Consider the following 18,282-nt stretch of genomic DNA (forward strand, 5'->3'; position numbering starts at 1 on the left):
GGGTGATGGCGGCCATCGGGTGGTCCACGTGCTCACCCAGGATGAGGCCGCGCGAGCCTGTCCCACCTGCGGGGTGTTATCGGCACGGGTCAAGCTCGGCACGGTCACGGCGCTGGCGATGACGGTTCCCGCCGGTGCCGCGGCGAGCACGCTCGGCGCGGCGGCCGCGCAGAGCGGCCGGTACTTCGGCACCGCCATCGCCGCGGGCAAGCTCGGCGACTCGGCTTACACCACGATCGCGAACCGCGAGTTCAACATGGTGACGCCCGAGAACGAGATGAAGATCGACGCCACCGAGCCCCAGCAGGGCCAGTTCAACTTCACCAACGGCGACCGGGTCTACAACTGGGCCGTGCAGAACGGCAAGCGGGTCCGTGGGCACACCCTGGCCTGGCACTCCCAGCAGCCGGGCTGGATGCAGTCAATGTCCGGCAGCGCGCTGCGCCAGGCGATGATCAACCACATCAACGGCGTGATGGCCCATTACAAGGGCAAGATCTACGCCTGGGACGTGGTCAACGAGGCCTTCGACGACAGCACCGGCGGCCGGCGTAACTCCAACCTCCAGGGCACGGGCAACGACTGGATCGAGGTGGCCTTCCGCACCGCGCGGGCCGCCGACCCCGCCGCCAAACTCTGCTACAACGACTACAACATCGACAACTGGACCTGGGCCAAGACGCAGGGCGTCTACAACATGGTCAGGGACTTCAAGTCCCGCGGCGTGCCGATCGACTGCGTCGGCTTCCAGGGCCACTTCAACAACAACAGCGCCTACAACAGCAACTATCGCACCACCCTGTCGAGCTTCGCCGCCCTCGGCGTCGACGTGGCCATCACCGAGCTGGACATCCAGGGCGGCTCGGCCACGACCTACGCCAACGTGACCAACGACTGCCTGGCCGTGCCACGCTGCGTCGGCATCACCGTGTGGGGCGTACGCGACAGCGACTCCTGGCTCGGCGCGAGCAGTAGCCCGCTGCTGTTCGACGGCAACGGCAACAAGAAGGCCGCCTACACCTCGGTCCTCAACGCCCTGAACGCCGCCAGTCCCAACCCCTCCCCGACCCCGACGGTCACTCCGACGACGACTCCTCCGCCTGGTGGCGGTAGCGGGCCGATCAAGGGGGTCGCCTCCGGCCGGTGCGTGGACGTGCCCAACGCCACCACCACCGACGGCACCCAGCTGCAGATCTGGGACTGCAACGGTCAGACCAACCAGCAGTGGACCTACACCTCCGCCGGCGAGATCAAGGTGTACGGCACCAAGTGCCTGGACGCCGCCGGCACCGCCAACGGAGCCAAGGTGCAGATCTACTCCTGCTGGGGAGGCGACAACCAGAAGTGGCGCCTGAACTCCGACGGGTCCATCGTCGGCGTCCAGTCCGGGCTGTGCCTGGACGCCATCGGCGCGGGCACCGGCAACGGCACCCAGCTCCAGCTCTACTCCTGCTCGGGCGGCAACAACCAGAAGTGGACCTGGACCCGCTGACCCACACCGGCAGGGGCCGGCCCTGACCACCGGCCCCTGCGAGGGGCAGTACCTCCACCAGGGTCCGAACCCCAACGCCGGCGGGACGACACCCTCCCGTGGCGGTTGGGCCTGCCGACCCAGACGCTGATGATCCTCCCCTTCCTCGTGAAGGAGGCCTCCGGTGCGGCGGGCCCCGCCGCACCGGAGGCCATCTCCTCACGGACCTGCCCATCAGGCCGGCCCCGAGGGGCCTTCGCTCGCGCCTGCCCGTGAAGTGGTCGATGAAAGTTTCGTGTCCGTCGGGGATCGCCAGCCGGAGTGGCCCGCTCCTGGTCAGTCTTTTGGCAGGTTTCCCGAGAGTGGGGAGGGAGGCTCAGCCCCCAACCCGGTCCGGCCTTCTCCTCAACGTGCTGGAATGATGCCGGCAAGACCGCTTCCGACTGCTGGCTGGGCGCTGGCGGGCCGACGCCGTCCAGGTCGGCGAACGCGCGCTGGCACGGCTACGCAAGGGCGTCGAGCAGGCCAGCAGCACCCTCGGGACCGGCTTTCTCAGGCATCCGGCCAACGACCGGCTGCGTTCGGCCTGGGTGACGGCGGCGCAGTGGATCTTGGAATTGAACATGGTGCGCAGCATGAAGAGCACTCCTGGATGTCGGCCCCCTGCCTGCGTTTGTGCAGGTCAAGGGCTATTTCCTCAGCATAGGCGGCGGCGCTCTCGGTGCTCCGTGACCATCGTCACGCGTCAGGCACACGGCAGCCGGAGCAGTTCGTCGCGCAGCTTGCGGACGGTGCCAGTGTTGTTGCCGAACTGGTTGATGGCCGGTGCGCCGCGGAAGGCGGGGGCGTAGCCGTGCTTGAGGAAGTTGGCGAACGAGCCGCTGGCGCTGAGGTCGACGAAGAAATGGTGGTCGGGCATGGTGAACTCGGACGCCATCAGTTCGTCGAACCGGACGGGGCGGCGGATCACGTCCCACAGGTACTCGTCCCAGCGCTGCGGTGTCCCCAGGCGGGCGGCGAGCATCGAGGAGTGGACGGGGAGCCGCGGGGTTCCGGGAGTGATGCCCCTGGCCAGGGAGAGGCAGTCCGGCCGGATCGTGTCGAGGAGGGCGGAGTGGAAGGCGTGGCGCACCGGCAGCCGGACCGTGATCACGCCTTCGGCGTCCAGGGCCTGCTGGAGGTCGGCGAGCCGGGCCTCGGCGCCGCTGACGACGAAGTTGCGATCGTAGTTGACGGCCGCGAGGGCGATGTCATCGAAGAGGTCGCGGCGCATCCGGAAGAGGTCCGGGGAGTGCAGGACGGACAGCATGCCACCGTCCGGGCACCGCTCCTTGAGCAACCGCGCCTGGCTCGTCACGAACCGCAGGCCGTCCTCGAAGGACATGGCGCCCGCCACCGTGGCGGCGATGTACTCGCCGAGGCTGTGGCCGAGCACCGCGTCGGGGTGGATGCCCTCGGCGCGGAGCATCTCGGTGAGGCTGTAGCCGATGCTGTAGAGCGCGGCGTGCGAGGTAAGCATGTCGTCGAGGGGGCGGCCCTTGCGCGAGTCGTCGTAGACGGCGTCCAGGAGCGAGGTGCCGCCCGTCGCGCGGTGTGCCGCGTCGCAGCGGTCCATGGCGCTGCGGAACACCGGGTCGGTGTCGTACAGCCCCCGGCCCATCTGGTGGTACTGGGTGCCCTGGCCGCCGTACATGAAGACCAGTTCGGTGCGCGGCCTGGCACGGACCGCGGCGGAGACCTCCTGCGGTTCGGTGTCGGCCTCGACGGGCAGCGGGTCCTTGAGGATCTGGGCGCTGAGCTTGGTGAGCACGTTGCCCGGACCGATCTCGTGGAAGTCCCGGTGGCCCTGGGCGATCAGCCAGGACATCGACTCGTACCAGCGGACGGGGCTGGAGATCTGGTGGGCCAGGCAGTCCGCGTAGCCCTTGGTGGGGTACGGGCGCGCGGTGTAGTTCGCCACGACGGGGAGGGTGAGTTCCGCGAGGTCGAAGCCGACGAGGTAGAGCGCGAACTCCTGCTGTACAGCCGTCATGCAGCGTGAGTGGAAGGCCGCGCTCACGTTGAGCGGGATGAAGCGGGCGCCCGCCTCGGTGTAGGCGGCGCGCAGTTCGGGGGCGTGGATCTCATCGTACTCGCCGGACAGGATGCACTGCTTGCGCGAGTTGATGTTGGCGATGTCGACGTTCCGGAACGGCAGGCCGGACAGGATCTCGCGGACGCGCCCCTGGTCGAGGTTGACGACGGCCGCCATGGCGCCCTTGGGGGCCTGGCTCATCAGCTCGCCTCGCTTGGCGACGAGCCTGAGGCCGGTGGCGAAGTCGAACGCTCCGGCGGCGAACAGAGCGCAGTACTCGCCGAGGCTGTGTCCGGCGACGACGGTGGGCAGTTCGCCGCGTTCGGTGGTCCGGTCCAGGTAGGTGAGCGAGTTGACCACGTACAGCGCCGGCTGGGTGTACTGCGTCTGGCTCAGCACCCGGTCCGGGTCGCGCAGGCACAGGTCCTCGATGGAGTAGCCGAGTACGTCGTCGGCCTGGGCCACCAGCTCCGGGAACTTCTCGAACAGCCCGGTGCCCATGCCCTTGTGCTGGGAGCCCTGGCCCGGGAAGACGTAAACCGATTTCATGTGCTCACCTCGCTGTGTCGTGTGACGTGCCGGTGTGGGCGCCAAGCGTGCGGCCGAGCAGGGCCGCGGTCTCGCGCATCATGTGGTCGGCGAGGGCGGCCACGTGCCGCCCGCGCCACGAGGCCAGCGGGGTCCCGCTGACCCAGGCGTTGAACGCGCCCAGCGCCGGGCCGCAGTGGATCTGGTAGTCCACCTTGTACTCGGGGCGGCCGGCCAGCGCCAGGCGGGTGGAGTGGACGAAGTACCAGCGGAACACCAAGGCCATCTTCTGCTTCGGGTTCCGCTCGATCTCCGCGAGGCGCTCCGGGAACCGCCGGGCCAGATGGGCCCGGGTCTCCTCCCATACCTCCTCGAGCGGGCGCTTGAAGTACTTCTGCTCCAGGGTGGCGCGGGTCCTTGCGTCCAGGTCGTCGAGCGAGTCGTGGCGCACGTACAGCTCGTACAGCTTCTGGGCGCGCGCCGGGAACAGCAGGCCCTTCCTGGCCACCTGCATCCTCGCCCCGACCTCGAACATGTCGCCGGCGGGCGCGTAGTCGGTGTCGTGCACGCCGAGGTCCTGGAGGATGTCCTTGACCGCGTCGCTGGTGCCTGCCTCGACCGTGCACTGGTTTATGGACCCGGTCACGATGAAGTCCGCGCCGAGGGCGAACGCGGCGAGGGCTGCCTGCGGGGTCCCGATGCCGCCGGCGGCTCCGAGCAGCACCGGCTCCGCATAGCCCTCCTCGCGGGTGACGCGGTCGCGCAGTTCGCTCATCGCGGGCATCAGCACGTAGGCGTTGCCGGCGTCGGTGTGGCCCGCGGAGTCGGCCTCCACGCACAAATCCGAGGCCAACGGGACCCGCCTGGCGAGTTCGGCCTGGTCGGGGGTGATGTGCCCGGCGTCCAGCAACTGGCGCACCAGCTCCGGCGGTGCGGGCCGCAGAAACCGCTCCGCCACCTCGATGCGGGAGACCTTGGCCATGACGCGGTGCTGCTCGCGCACCTCGCCGTCGCGGCCCCGGGAGAGCCCGGCGAGGCGGTAGCGGACCAGCGGGAGCGACGGCTGGATGTAGGCGGAGGCCTCGACGCAGCGCACGCCGTGGTCCAGGTAGAGCTCCACCAGCCGCGTCTCCAGCTCGGGTTCCTGCGGAGAGCTGAGCAGGTTCGCGCCGTACGGCTGTCCCTCGTCCAGCTCCTTGCGGATGCGGCCGAGGGCGTCGTCGACGGCTTCCGGGCTCAGCCCGCCCGTGCCGAGGAAGGAGAGCATGCCGGCCCGGCCCATCGCGGTGACGAGTTCGACCGAGGCGATTCCCTTGTACATGGCACCGGCCACGTAGGTGCGGGTGACGCCGTGCGCCGCGCGGAAGCGGGGGTTGCCGAGGTCCTGCGGGGCGAGGGGTGTGCGTACGGCGGTCTCGGTCGTCGCGGGGGCGGAGGCCGTGCCCGGGCTGGGCTCCGGCGGATTCGGCTGCGGGCCCGTCTCCCACGGGAACAGGCCCTCCTCCGCGTACCGCTGGATGGCGCGCACGTTCATCGGGTCCTCGAAGACCTCTCGGTTGGTGGCGAGTGCGGCGGATTTCGTCTGCTCAGGGATCGGGGACAGCTGCCGGAGATACGCCTTGTAGCGCACGACGGCGGGCTTCGAGAGCCGGGTCAGGCGCTTGAGGTGTGTGCGCAGCAGGCCCTCGCTGTCCGCTCCGCACGCGTCGACCAGCCCCCATTCGCGGGCGCGTTCCGCATCGACGGTTCGGGTGGTGCCGGCGAGGTAGTGCGCGTGCTGGAACCCGGTGCGCCGGATCAGGAAGGGCAGTACGACGGCGGGGATGAGGCCGAACAGCAGCTCGGAGAGGCTGAAGGTGGCGCCCTCGTCGGCGATGACGATGTCGCAGGCCGCCACGATGCCGACGCCTCCGGCGTTGGCCTTGCCCCGGACGTGGGCGATGGTGACGAGGTCCGCGTACGCCAGTTGCCGGAACAGTTCGAACAGCGGCTCCGGGTCGGCCGCGGTCGGTCCGCCCTCGCGGGCCGCCCGGCTGATGGCGTCGAAGTCGGCCCCGAAGCAGAACACCTCGGGCAGTCCCTCCAGCACGAGGACGGTGGCCGGCGAGGCCGCCGCGCGGGCCAGTACGTCGGTCAGCTCGCGCACCATCGCCGTGTTGAGGGCGTTGCCCGCCTCGGGCCGGTGCAGTCGCACGAACCAGGCGTTCCCCTGCTCGCGCACCTTCAGCGTGCCGTAGGTCAGTCCACCCATGCGTACTCCCGGTGGAACTCCTTGATCGACTGGAGCACCAGCCGCGGTCCCGCGCCGTCCGCCGGGCGGGTTGCGGGGACGAGGCTCTGGTTGACTGTCGCGTTCCGGGTGCCGAAGCGGACGAAGTCGCTCTCGGACAGCAGGCGTTCGTACTCGTCGACGGTCAGCCGGTAGCGGGCGTCGAGGTGCGCCTCGATGCCCATCTCCTTCAGCCGCGTCGCGCCGTCCGGTGTCACCACGCCGCTGTAGAACTCCGAGCAGCAGCCGGAGCCGTAGGAGAAGCAGCCGATCCGCTGCGGGCTGTCGAAGCCACCGTTGCACACGGTGCTCGCCAGCGACAGGAACACCGTGGCGCCCATGATGTTGCCGACGCGGCGGCAGTACGTCAGTCCGGGCGCCACCCGGCGCTCGAAGTCCTCGGCGATCTCGGTGCCCCTGGCCTTGGCGATCTTGCGCATCATCGTGCGGTGGGCGCCCTTGACCATCCCGCCGAACGGCGTGTGGAAGGCGAGATACTGGAAGGAGCCGCGGTAGTCGGCGCCCTCGACCTTGCGCTCGTAGGCCCGGTAGGCCTGTTCGCAGCAGTCCAGGTAGGACATCAGCGACAGGTCCACGTCGCCGGACTCGCTGTCGGGTGCGGGGCGGCAGGTGTCCATGACCTCGTAGCCGTAGTAGCCGCTGGCGCCCACATCGAGCTGGAACACGTGGGGGACGTCGCTGACCAGCATGGCCACGGCGCCGGCGCCGCCGCTGGGTTCGGCGTAGGACCAGTCCTGGGCCGAGGCGTCGGCACCGTCCTCGAGGAGGTAGCGCGAGATGTCGGTGGCGAGGACCAGTGCCTTGGCTCCCGGTGAGGTCTGGGACAGGATGAAGTTGCAGGCCATCTGCAGTCCGGCGGTGCCCGCGTAGCAGGCCTGCTTGAGCTCGAACATACGGCAGTTGCGGCTGAGGCCGAGCTGGTCGTGGAGGTAGGCGCTCACGGACTTCGAGAAGTCGATGCCCGACTCGGTGCAGGTGATCAGCAGCTCGATGCGGTCCCTGCCCTCGGGGCTCATGCGGTCGAGGAGGGGGCGGGCCGCGTTGGCGCCGAAGGTCACCGGGTCCTCGAAGGGGAGGGCGACCGTCTTTTCCTGCATCAGCAGGTTGTCCAGCCGCTTGGGGTCGAGTCCCCGACGCTGCGCCAGTTGGGCGACGTCGAGCACTGCCGAGCCGCCGAACACGTTCATCGCTTCGATTCCGACGCGGGACATGACCTTTACGCTCTCCGTGATTCGTACGTGCTCATGCACAGTGCCGTGTTGATGCCGCCGAAGCCAAGGCTCAGACTCAGGCAGTGGCGCACCTCCGCCTCGACGGCCTCGCCGCGCACCCAGCGCAGGGAGTCGTCGACCGGGTCGTCGAGGTTGCGGGTGGGGTGCAGCCGGCCGTGCCGCATCTGCAGCAGCGTGGCGACCGCCTCCACCGCGCCAGCGGCGCTGAGTCCGTGGCCGGTGATCGACTTGGTGGCGTTGACGGCGGCGCGGGTGAGCCCGCTCGCCCGCAGCGCCTGGGCCTCGGTGCGGTCGCCGACGGGCGACGCGGTGCCGTGCGGGTTGACGTAGTCGATGTCCGCTGCGGCGAGCCCCGCGTTGCCGAGGGCCTGCCGGATCGCCCGGACCTCGCCCTCAAGCGAGGGGTTGGGGCCGCGGTTGCCGTCGAGCTGCACCGACCAACCCGCCAGTCGCGCGTAGGGGGCGTGCTCGCGCGGTGGGCGCGCGCCGCGGCGTTCGACGACGAGTGCCGCGCATGCCTCGCCGAACACGAAGCCGTTGTGTGCCGTGTCGAAGGGGCGGCAGGCCGCTTCGGGGGCGTCGGCGCAGTCCATGGGTGCCATGGCACCCATGGACTGCAGTCCCAGGAGTTCCCAGTACGACAGGTCCGCCAGGGCGCCGAGGGCGATGCAGACGTCGACCCGGCCGGACGCGACGGCCTCGGCCGCCTCGATGATGGCGAGCTGGCCGGAGGCCGAGGCGCCGCCGACTGTGTGGGCCAGGCCGCGGATGCCGAAGACTGCCGTGGCCAGGGCACACAGGTCGGTGTCCAGGTAGGACATGCCGTAGCCGGGCCTGAGGAAGCGTGGCTTGGCGCGGTGCCTGTCGTGGGCCTGCACCAGTTCGCGCTGCTGCACGTTGCTGCCGCCGACGATGAGGCCGACGCGGGAGGCGTCGGCCTCGTCGAGACCGGCCTCCGTCCAGGCTTCCTCCAGGGTGGCCAGGGCCACCTGGGCCGTGAGGGACGCGGTGCGCAGATCGCGGGCGGCCACCCGGGCGGGCGGGGCGAGCGAAGGGATCTCCGCGCCCACGAACCGGCTGTCGAGCTGCCGGCCGGGGCGCCGCAGCACGGCGAAGCGGTGGTCCCCGGCGAACAGCGCTCGCGTGAACTGCTCCTTGCCCTGCCCGACGGCCGTGGTGACGCCCAGCCCGGTCACCACGATCTCGGCGACGTCACGCACGCTTCTGGGCCCTCACGGAGGTCTTCTCGCTCAGGTGCTGCGCGAGTTCGCCCAGGTTCTGCGGGCCGAACGTATCGACCAGGGGTATCTCCAGGTCCAGCCGCTCCAGGACGAGCATGACGATCTCCGCCCGGTCCATAGAGTTCGCGCCGAGCCCCTCCAGCGAGTTGGACTCCGTGAAGGCGTGGCCCTCCAGCTCGGGCAGGACCTCCACGATCGCCTCGGTGATCAGGGGCAGGATCTCTTCGCTTCTCATCTTCACCATCACTTGCCTCATGCCGCCGGGTCGCGGCGGGTTGTCAGTCAGAACTCCATGTCCCGCGCCACGGCGCGGAGTGCGGCCAGGTCGGCCCCGGGACTGGTCACGATCTTCAGCAGCAGCCGTTCGTAGAGCGCTGCCATCGTCCGCGCGGTCCTCCTGGCGAACAGGTCGGTGCTGTACTCCAGGTGGCCGTGCAGCCCGGCGGGCGTCTCGCGCAGCACAAGGTTGAGGTCGAACTTCGCCGGCCCGTCGCCCGAGCGCACGGGCAGCGTGGCGAGGTCCGGGCCGGTACTGTGGCGTGGCGCCGGGGTGGGAGCCGGGATGAGATTGAACATCACCTGGAACAGCGGCGAGCAGGCGGGGTCCGGGTCCGCCGCCAGCGCCTCGGAGAGGGCGGCGAACGGGACGTCCTTGTGCTCGTGGCCCTCGGCGGTGACCCGCTTGGCCTGCTCCAGCACCTCGTCGAAAGTCCGGCCGGGTGCCACGTCCAGGCGCATCACCAGCACGTTGACGAAGTAGCCCACGAGGCGTTCCAGGTCGGGGTGCGGGCGGTTGGTCACCGGGGAGCCGATGGCCAGCTCGCGGTCCTCGGTGTACATGCCGAGGAGCACGCCGAACGCGGACAGCAGGGTCATGTAGAGGGTGACGCCGCGTTCCTGGCTGTGCCGCTGGAGCTGCCCCAGGAGTTCGGCGGGGACCGTCACCTCGACCGTCGATCCCTGGTGGGACTTGACTGGGCCGCGTCGGTAGTCGGTGCGCAGCGACACGCAGGCGGGGAGGCCGGCGAGCTGCCGCCGCCAGTAGGCCGTCTGGCGGTCGAGCTCGGCCGGGCCCACCGCCTCGTGCTGCCAGTGGGCGAAGTCGGCGTACCGCAGCGGCAGTTCGGGCAGTTCCGGCTCGTCGCCGCGGGCCAGGGCGGTGTACGCGGCGTTGAGTTCCGCGAGGAGGATGCCGGTGGACCAGCCGTCGAAGATGCCCCAGGGGCGGGTGACGACGGCCACGTGCTCGTACTCGGAAAGGGCCAGCAGGTGGACGTGCAGCATGCACCGGTCGGCCGGGGAGAACGGCCGCGCCCGTTCCGCGCGCAGCAGCTCGGCGACCGCGGCGTCCCCGTCGACCTGCTCCACGACGACGGCGAACCCACTGTCATCGTTGACCCGCTGTATGTAGGTGTCGCTGTGGGCGTGGTAGCTGGTGCGCAGCACCGCGTGCCGTTCGACGAGCAGTTCGAAGGCGCGCGCGTACGCCCGGCGGTCCAGCCTGCCGACGATGCGGTAGGCCATCTGCACGTTGTCGTAGGCGGAGCCCAGGTTGTCGTGCCGGTTGAGGAACCACAGCTCTCGCTGCTGCAGCGACAGCGGCGCCTCGGGGCCGGTTCCGCTGCGCGGCAGCGGCGCCAGGGCGGGTGTGGCGGGAAGCTGCTCCTGCCAATCCAGGGTCGTGGCCATCTCCGCCACGGTGGCGCCGCCGAGGATCAGTTGCAGCGGCAGGTCGCGGCCGGTCTCCTGCTTGACCCGGACGGTCAGCCGGGTGGCGAGCAGGGAGTGGCCTCCCAGGTCGAAGAAGCCGTCCTGGAGGCCCACCCGGCTTAGGCCGAGGACGTCCGCGACGAGCCGGCACAGTTCGTGCTCGGCTTCGGTGCGCGGTGCGACGTACGACTCCCTGGCCACGTCGGCCTCGTCCGGAGCGGGCAGCGCCTTCTTGTCGACCTTGCCGTTGGGCGTGACCGGGAGTTCCTCCAGGGCCACGAACACGCTCGGCACCATGTAGTCGGGCACCTTGGCCGACAGGTGCTCCTTGAGCACGCGGGCCAGCGCCTGGCTCGTCCGGCCGATCTGCGGCGTGTTGGCCAGATGGGAGCGGCGGTACGAGGCTCGGGCCCGGACGCGCGGCAGCTCGCCCTTGCCGAGGACCAGGTCGAGGCCGTCGGGGCGGTCCTGGGACCAGGTGGCGGCCACGCGGTAGCCGAGGTCATCGGCGTACCGCAGGGTCTCTTCGAGCTCCCGCACCGCCGCGGCGGCCGTCGCGGACAGCCGTACGCCGGCGGGCAGCGGCTCCACCTGGTGTGCGGCGGACCAGCGGGCGAGGCCCTCGGCGACGGCGACGTCGTCCGCGATGCGCGGGTTGGCCAGGCCGACGACGCCGAACCGTTCGGGGGCGCCGTTCTCCAGCAGCGTCCGCAGTGCCGCGGGGGTGTCGGCCTCCAGCCAGGTGGGCGGCTCGGCCGGGGCCGACTCGCCCTTGGTCAGCACCACGTCGTAGCGGTAGCTGAGCATCTCGTTCTCGCCGAGTCCGCGCTTCACCCGGAGGTCGATCGCGCCGATCTCGGGGAAGCGTTCGCCGAGGCCGGCGAAGAAAGTGGGGCTCACCAGGAGTTCGCCGTCCTGTCGGCGGCGGCGCCGCACCTGCTCGGCCAGCGCGGCGGCGGAGAGGCGCACCGGGGTCCGGCTGCGTTCCACCGCGCAGGCGTGGGCGGAGAACAGGTCGAGGTTGCGCACGTCGCCGACGAGGATGTGCCCGCCGTCCTCGACGAGCGGCAGGATCCGGGCGATGGCCTCTTGCAGGTACTGCCGGTTGGGGAAGTACTGCACGACGGAGTTGAGGACGACCGTGTCGAACCGCATGCCGGCCAGTGCTGTCACGGACAAGGCGTCGCCCTGGGCGAGCGTGACGTGAGACCAGCCGCGCCGCCGCACTCCTGCACCCACTCCGGCGAGCGCGGACGCCGAGATGTCCACGGCGTGCACCGCCTCGCAGGCGTCGGCGTAGCGATACAGCAGCAGACCGGTGCCGCAGCCGATCTCCAGCAGCCGCTTGGGGCGTAGCTCCTGGATCAGGCCGACGGTGCCGTCGATCCACTCGCGCATCTCGGGCTCGGGGATGGGCTCGCCGGTGTAGCTGCTATTCCAGCCGACGATGTTCAGCTCGGCCGCGCCGTCGGCGGCTTCGGCGTACTGGTCCTCGAAGAGCCGCTGCCACTGGTCGAGCTGCTCGGCGTTCTGCTCCTCGGCGGCGGTGTCCAGCCATGCGTCCGTCGGGCGCACATAGGCGATCAGCTTGCCGCCGTCGCCGTGGGCCTGGGTGGTGACCACGGCGCTGTGCACCGCGGGGTGGGTGTGCAGCGCGCTCTCGATCTCGCCGAGTTCGATGCGAAAGCCGCGCACCTTCACCTGGTCGTCGACGCGGCCGACGAACTCCAGGGTGCCGTCCGGGAGTCGGCGCACCAGGTCGCCGGTGCGGTACAGCCGCGCGCCGGGAGCGGTGTCGAACGGGTCGGGGACGAACCGTTCGGCGGTCAGCTCCCGATTGTCCAGGTAGCCGCGTGCCACGCCGGCGCCGCCGACGCACAGTTCGCCGACCACTCCGCAGGGCACCAGCCGCATCCGGTCATCGGTGACATGGGCGGTCGACTGCACGATGGGCCTGCCGATCGGGATGACCGCGTCCTCGGCGAGGTCCCGGGGGATCACATGGCAGGTCGAGGCGATGCTGTTCTCGGTGGGGCCGTAGGCGTTGACGACCGTCAGGCCGGGGTGGGCGGCGTACAGCGCGCGCACGTCCTTGGCAGAGAACACCTCGCCGCCCACCCCGAGGTAGGTCAGCGGCAGCCGCCGGTGCCGGGACGCCTCGGTGAACGCGGGCAGGAACGCGGCCGACAGGGCCAGCATCGTGACCCCGGACCGCTCGATGCGGTCGAGGAGCTGGACGACGTCCTTGGAGTCGCCGTCGTGCAGCACCAGCCGGGCGCCGTTCAGCAGCGGGCCGAGCACTTCCTGGGAGCCCACGTCGAAGGAAATCGACGAGTGGTGGAGGACCACCGTGCGCTCGTCGGTCGGGAAGTAATCGCGGTTGCGCACCAGCCGGACCACACCGCGCTGTTCCACCAGGACGCCCTTGGGCCGCCCCGTGGAACCCGAGGTGAAGATCACGTAGGCGAGGTGCTCGGGGGTGGTGCCCACCTCGGCGCGGGACGGGTCGGTCTCGGGCCGGCCGGCGAGCACCTTGGTGCCGTCCCCGGCCGGCTCCCCGGTGTCGAGGTGCACCACCTGGTCGGCGCCATCGAGCAGCGCGGCGGGCAGGTGGGACTGGCTGAGCACGATACGGGCGCCGGAGTCGCGAAGGATCGTGCGGACGCGCTCCTCCGGGTAGCCCGGGTCGATCGGCACATAGGCGCCGCCCGCCTTGAGGATGCCGAGCAGGCCGGTCACCGTCTCCAGGGACCGCTCCGCGCACAGGCCGACGAGCGTGTCGGGGCCGACGCCCTGCTCGCGCAGGTAGTGCGCCACGCGGTTGGCCCGGGCGTTGGTTTCGGCGTACGTCAGGGTCCGGGAGCCGTGCTCGACGGCGACCGCGTCCGGCCGTAGCCGCACCTGTTCCTCGAACAGGTCGGCCAGGCAGCGGTCGTGCGGGTACGGCCGGTCCGTGTCGTTCCAGTCGGTCAGCAGCCGCGAGCGCTCCGGGGCGGGCAGGATGTCGATGGCCAAGGCCTGGGTGTCCGCCCCGTCGTCGGTGGCGAGGGCCGACACGATGGCGGACACGGCGGCCTCGACGTAGTCGATGAGCGCCTCGACCGAGATCGAGGCGTCGGCCTGGGCGTTGAGGGAGAGTTCAGCGCCGGTGTCGTCGACGGACAGGCCCACCGGGTAGTTGGTGCGGTCAACCGAGCCGAGCCAGCGCACGCCCTGGGCCTGGGCACCGGGCATGCCGGCGTCGTCCTGTCCCGGCTCGAAGTGGCGGAAGTTGAGCATCGAGCTGAAAAGCGGGACGTCGCCATCCAGGCCGCTGCAGCGCTGTGCCAGGATCAGCGAGCTCTGCTCGTGGGCGATCAGCTCCTTCAGTGCGGTGTCGATGTTGGACACCAGCTCCCGGACGCTCTTGCCGGCCAGCCGGACGCGCAGGGGCAGGGTGTTGATGAAGTTGCCCAGCATCCGCTCCACGCCCGGCACGCCCTGCAAACGGCCGGACAGGACCGTGCCGAAGACCACGTCGTCGCGTCCGCTGCACACGGCCACCACGACGGACCAGGCCGCGTGGAACAGCGTGGCGGGGCTGATGCGCAGCCGCTGCGCCTCGGCGCGCAGGTCGCGGGTGAGGCCCGGGGGCAGCGAGCGGCGCAGTTCGCGCACGCCGCGCCCGTCGCCGCGGACGTCGGTCAGGCCGAACGGCGTCGTCGGCTCGGTCACGTCCGCGAGCCGGTCCCGGAAAAACGCCTCCGCCTCGCCCGCGGCCAGCTGGTGCAGCGTGTGAGCGACGAAGTCCCGGTACGGGGCCGGCGGCGCGAGTCGCTCCAGGCGTCCCGACATGTGGGTGACCAGCTCTTCGAGGATCAGCCGCAGCGAGGTGGCGTCCTCGATGAGGTGGTGGGCGCTCAGCAGCAGGAAGCGGCGGGTGGAGTGCGGGTCCTCTGCGATCACCAGGTCCAGCAGTGGCGCGTTGCCGAGCGTCATCCGCCCCGGGCGCTCCAGAAGGGCCCGGGCCTGGGACTCGGCGTCGGCGGCGGGGTCGAGCGTGCGGCGCCGCACGCGCAGGCGAGCCTCGCGGTGGACCACCTGGACGGGTTCGGGCAGGCCGGCGGTGAGCACGGCGGTGCGCATCACGTCGTGGCGGTCGATCAGCGACTGCAGGGCGGCGACGAACCGGTCGCTCGTCTCCTCGTCCTCGGCGGCGAGCAGGATCGGGATGACGTAGGGATCGTTGTCCGGATCGATCAGGTGGTGGAAGAGGATGCCCTCCTGCGACGGGACGAGCGGGTAGATGTCCCGCACGTTCGGGGCGCCGCCCGGCACCGTCGCCACGACCGCGTCGATCTGCTCCTGAGTGAGGTCGACGAGGGGCAGCATGTCCGGGGTGATGCGCGCGCACCGCTCCGGTATGCGGTTCGGCGGGACGGTGAAGGCGGTACCGGTCCCCGCCGCGTCGATCTCCTGTGCCAGGCGGGCCAGTGTGGGGGCGTTGAACACCGAGCGCACGGTGACGTCGAGGCCGCGTGCCTTGAGGCGGGCGATCAGGACGGTGATCAGCAGCGAGTGGCCGCCGAGCGCGAAGAAGTTCTCCTGGGCGCCGATGCGCACCTGGTCGAAGCCGAGCAGCTCGGCCCAGATCTCTGCAAGCACCTGCTCCGTGCCGGGGCGCGGGGCGACGTAGGCGTGCTGGGCGTAGGCGTCGATGCCGGGGGCGGGCAGGGCCTTGCGGTCGAGCTTGCCGTTGGACGTGACCGGGAGGGTCTCCAGGGTGACGAAGGCGCTGGGCACCATGTACTGCGGCAGGGTGCGTTCCAGGTGGGCGGCGAGTTCGTCACGGCCGGCGGCGGCCGCGCCGTCGGCGACGACATAGGCGACCAGTTGCTGGTTGCCCGGCTGGTCCTCCCGGACGACGACGGCACAGGAGCGCGCCGCGGGGTGCTGCGCCAGCCGGTGTTCGATCTCGCCGAGTTCGATGCGGAACCCGCGGAGTTTGACCTGGTCGTCGACGCGCCCGAGGAACTCCAGGCTGCCGTCGGCGAGCCTGCGCACCAGGTCTCCGGTCTGGTACATGCGGGCGTCCGGCTCGTCACCGAACGGGTTCGGCACGAACCGCTCGCGGGTGAGGTCGGGATTGTTGAGGTAGCCGCGGGCCAGGCCATCGCCGGCGATGTACAGCTGGCCGACGCATCCGATGCCCTGCGGCTCCAGGGCCTCGTTGAGGACGTGGAGCTGGATGTTCTGGATCGGCCGGCCGATGGGGACGGTGTGCAGCGGCCGATCGTCGGGGCAGGTCCAGTGGCTGACGTCGATGGCCGCTTCCGTCGGCCCGTACAGGTTGTGCAGCGGTGCCGTGTGGCGGGCGTAGTGGCGGGCGCACAGGTCGGCGGGCAGGGCCTCGCCGCTGCAGAAGACCTGGCGGACGGAGGTGCAGTCGGCCCAGCCCGCCTCGTCGACGACCGAGCGGAGCATGGACGGCACGAAGTGCAGCGTCGTCACGCCGGTCCGCCGGATGAGCGAGACCAGGTGGTCGGGGTCCTTGTGGCCCTCCGGCTCGGCGACGACCAGACGGGCGCCGGCAATGAGCGGCCAGAAGAACTCCCAAACGGAGACGTCGAAGGTGAACGGCGTCTTCTGGAGCACCACGTCGTCGGGCCCGAGCCGGTACTCGTTCTGCATCCACTCGATGCGGTTGACCACCGCCCGATGCTCGACCATGACGCCCTTGGGGCGGCCGGTGGAGCCCGAGGTGTAGATGACGTACGCCAGGTGGCGGGGGCCGGCCGCGACGGGCTCGGCGACGGGCACCTCGCCGTCGGCGCCGGGTATCCGGCCGTCGGTGTCGAGGGGGAGCAAATGGCGGACGCCGGCCGGGGACTGGGCGGCCAGGTGCGGCTGGGTCAGGACGACCTCGACGCCGGAGCTCTCGACGACGTACGCGGTGCGTTCGGCCGGGTGAGTCGGCTCCAGCGGCAGATAGGCGCCTCCGGCCTTGAGGATGCCGAGGATCGCGGCGACCATCTCGGCGGAGCGCTCCATGTACAGGCCGACGACGGTGTCCGGGCCGACGCCGTGGCGGCGCAGGGCGTGGGCGACGCGGTCGGCCCGCGTGTCCAGTTCGCGGTAGCTCCACTCGCGGTCGCCGAAGACCACGGCGGTGCGCTTGGGGTGGCGCGCCACCGCCTGCTCGACCAGCTCGTGCAGGCAGCGGTCGTTCGAGTAGGGACGCCGGGTGTCGTTCCAGGCGACGAGCACCTGGTGCCGCTCGGCCTCGTCGAACATGCCGAGCCGGGAGATCCGCTCCCCCGGGTCGTCGGCGACCGCGGCGAGCAGCCGGGTGTAGTGGCCGACGAAGCGCTGGATCGTGGCGCGCTCGAACAGGCTGATGTTGTACTCGACGGCGCCGACCAGGCCGTCCGGTGTCTCGCGCAGGTCGAGGGTGGCGTCGAACTTGGTGATGTCGAAGTCGAACTCGACCAGCGACACCTCGAGTTCGCCGAGCCGGACGTCCCGCTCGGTCTGCCGCTCCTGGAGCACGAACATCGTCTGAAAGACCGGCGAGTGGCTGAGGCTGCGTTCCAGGCGCAGTGCGTCGACCACGGCCTCGAAGGGCACGTCCTGGTGGTCGTAGGCCTGCAGCGCGGTCTCCTTGACCCGGGCGAGCAGCTCGGCGAACGTCGGATCGCCCGCCAGGTCGGTGCGCATGACGAGGGTGTTGGCGAAGAACCCGATGAGTCCCTCGGCCTCCAGGCGCTTGCGGCCCGAGACGGGGGTGCCGACGGTGATGTCGGTCTGGCCGCTGTAGCGGTGCAGCACGATCAGGTAGACGGCGAGCAGCGTCATGTACAGGGTGACGTCGTGCCGCTCGCTGAGTACCTGGAGCCGCCGCAGCAGGTCCGGCGGGCAGCTGAACCGCTCGTGGGCGCCCTGGTAGGTCTTCGTCTCCGGGCGCGGCCGGTCGGCCGGGAGGGTCAGGCGGGCGTCGACGCCGTCCAGGCGCTGCTTCCAGTAGCCGACCTGGCGTTCCTGCACCTCGTCGACGAGCCACTGGCGCTGCCACTCGGCGTAGTCCGCGTACTGGACGGGCAGCGGCTCCAGCGGGGACGGCCGGCCGGCGGAGTACGCCTCGTACAGGGCGACCAGGTCGCGGAAGAAGACGCCGAGCGACCAGCCGTCGGAGACGCTGTGGTGCATGGTGACCATCAGGACGTGCTCCCGCTCCGCCTGGCGCAGCAGCCTCGTCCTGATCAGGCAGTCGCGCTCCAGGTCGAAGGGGGCCACCGCCTCCCGCTCGCAGATGGACCGCAGGTGCGCGGGGTCAGCCGCCTTCTCGTAGGGAACGGAGAATTCGGCGCCGTCACCGATGTGCTGGTAGGGCACGCCGTCGCGGTCGACGAACCGGGTGCGCAGCACCTCGTGCCGCCGGACGATCTCCTCCAGGGCGCGTTGCAGCGCCGGACGGTCGAGCGGGCCGAGCAGCCGCAGCGCCATCGGGATGTTGTAGTACGCGCTGGTTCCGTCCAGCTGGGCGAGGAACCACAGGCGCTGCTGGGCGTAGGACAGCCGCACGGGCTCGTCCGCGGAGCGGGCGGCGGGCGGGATGGTGTCGAGCGCGGAGAGGTCGACGCCCTGCTGCTCGAGCAGCGCCCGCAGGGCGCGCTGCCGCTTGGCGGGCAGCGACCTGATCTTCCGGATCAGGTCCTGCGCGCTGTCTTCGTTCACGGTGGTCATCGTGGGCCCGGGCT

The 18,282-nt window shown here is 70.8% G+C and carries 7 protein-coding genes; 1 reads left to right on the plus strand and 6 read right to left on the minus strand.

The annotated features are described in order from the left end of the window. Nucleotides 1-28 precede the first annotated feature (28 nt). A complete protein-coding gene (locus AB0B89_RS13945) occupies nt 29-1,492 on the plus strand; it encodes an endo-1,4-beta-xylanase (protein WP_358552129.1) in 1,464 nt (487 codons plus the stop codon). Between the two features lie 724 nt (nt 1,493-2,216). Here the strand turns inward: AB0B89_RS13945 and fabD are convergent. The 6 genes from fabD to AB0B89_RS13975 are packed head-to-tail and all read right to left on the minus strand — an operon-like array spanning nt 2,217 to nt 18,259. Further along, nucleotides 2,217-4,094 (minus strand): ACP S-malonyltransferase, encoded by a 1,878-nt coding sequence (gene fabD / locus AB0B89_RS13950; RefSeq protein WP_358552113.1) that lies wholly within the window; start codon nt 4,092-4,094, stop codon nt 2,217-2,219. A gap of 4 nt (nt 4,095-4,098) precedes the next feature. Next, nucleotides 4,099-6,324, minus strand: a complete 2,226-nt coding sequence (locus tag AB0B89_RS13955) for an enoyl-CoA hydratase/isomerase (RefSeq protein ID WP_358552115.1) — start codon at nt 6,322-6,324, stop codon at nt 4,099-4,101. Then, nucleotides 6,312-7,574, minus strand: a complete 1,263-nt coding sequence (locus AB0B89_RS13960; protein ID WP_358552117.1) for a hydroxymethylglutaryl-CoA synthase family protein — start codon at nt 7,572-7,574, stop codon at nt 6,312-6,314. Before AB0B89_RS13960 ends, AB0B89_RS13955 begins: the two co-directional genes overlap by 13 nt. 5 nt (nt 7,575-7,579) lie before the next feature. After that, nucleotides 7,580-8,815 (minus strand): beta-ketoacyl synthase N-terminal-like domain-containing protein, encoded by a 1,236-nt coding sequence (locus tag AB0B89_RS13965; protein WP_358552119.1) that lies wholly within the window; start codon nt 8,813-8,815, stop codon nt 7,580-7,582. Further along, nucleotides 8,808-9,071 carry an acyl carrier protein gene (locus tag AB0B89_RS13970; protein WP_358552121.1) on the minus strand — a complete coding sequence of 88 codons (264 nt, stop codon included), beginning with the start codon at nt 9,069-9,071 and terminating at the stop codon, nt 8,808-8,810. The genes AB0B89_RS13965 and AB0B89_RS13970 overlap by 8 nt, the downstream gene beginning before the upstream one ends. 47 nt (nt 9,072-9,118) lie before the next feature. Continuing rightward, nucleotides 9,119-18,259 (minus strand): amino acid adenylation domain-containing protein, encoded by a 9,141-nt coding sequence (locus AB0B89_RS13975; RefSeq protein ID WP_358552123.1) that lies wholly within the window; start codon nt 18,257-18,259, stop codon nt 9,119-9,121. Nucleotides 18,260-18,282: the final 23 nt, after the last annotated feature.

The sequence above is a fragment of the Sphaerisporangium sp. NPDC049002 genome (assembly GCF_040649355.1).
Lineage (GTDB): Bacteria > Actinomycetota > Actinomycetes > Streptosporangiales > Streptosporangiaceae > Sphaerisporangium.

Coding starts and splice junctions, on each gene's coding strand:
- fabD (WP_358552113.1), bottom strand. CDS start 4,094: ATGAAATCGGTTTACGTCTTCCCGGGCCAGGGCTCCCAGCACAAGGGC.
- AB0B89_RS13955 (WP_358552115.1), bottom strand. CDS start 6,324: ATGGGTGGACTGACCTACGGCACGCTGAAGGTGCGCGAGCAGGGGAAC.
- AB0B89_RS13960 (WP_358552117.1), bottom strand. CDS start 7,574: ATGTCCCGCGTCGGAATCGAAGCGATGAACGTGTTCGGCGGCTCGGCA.
- AB0B89_RS13970 (WP_358552121.1), bottom strand. CDS start 9,071: ATGAGAAGCGAAGAGATCCTGCCCCTGATCACCGAGGCGATCGTGGAG.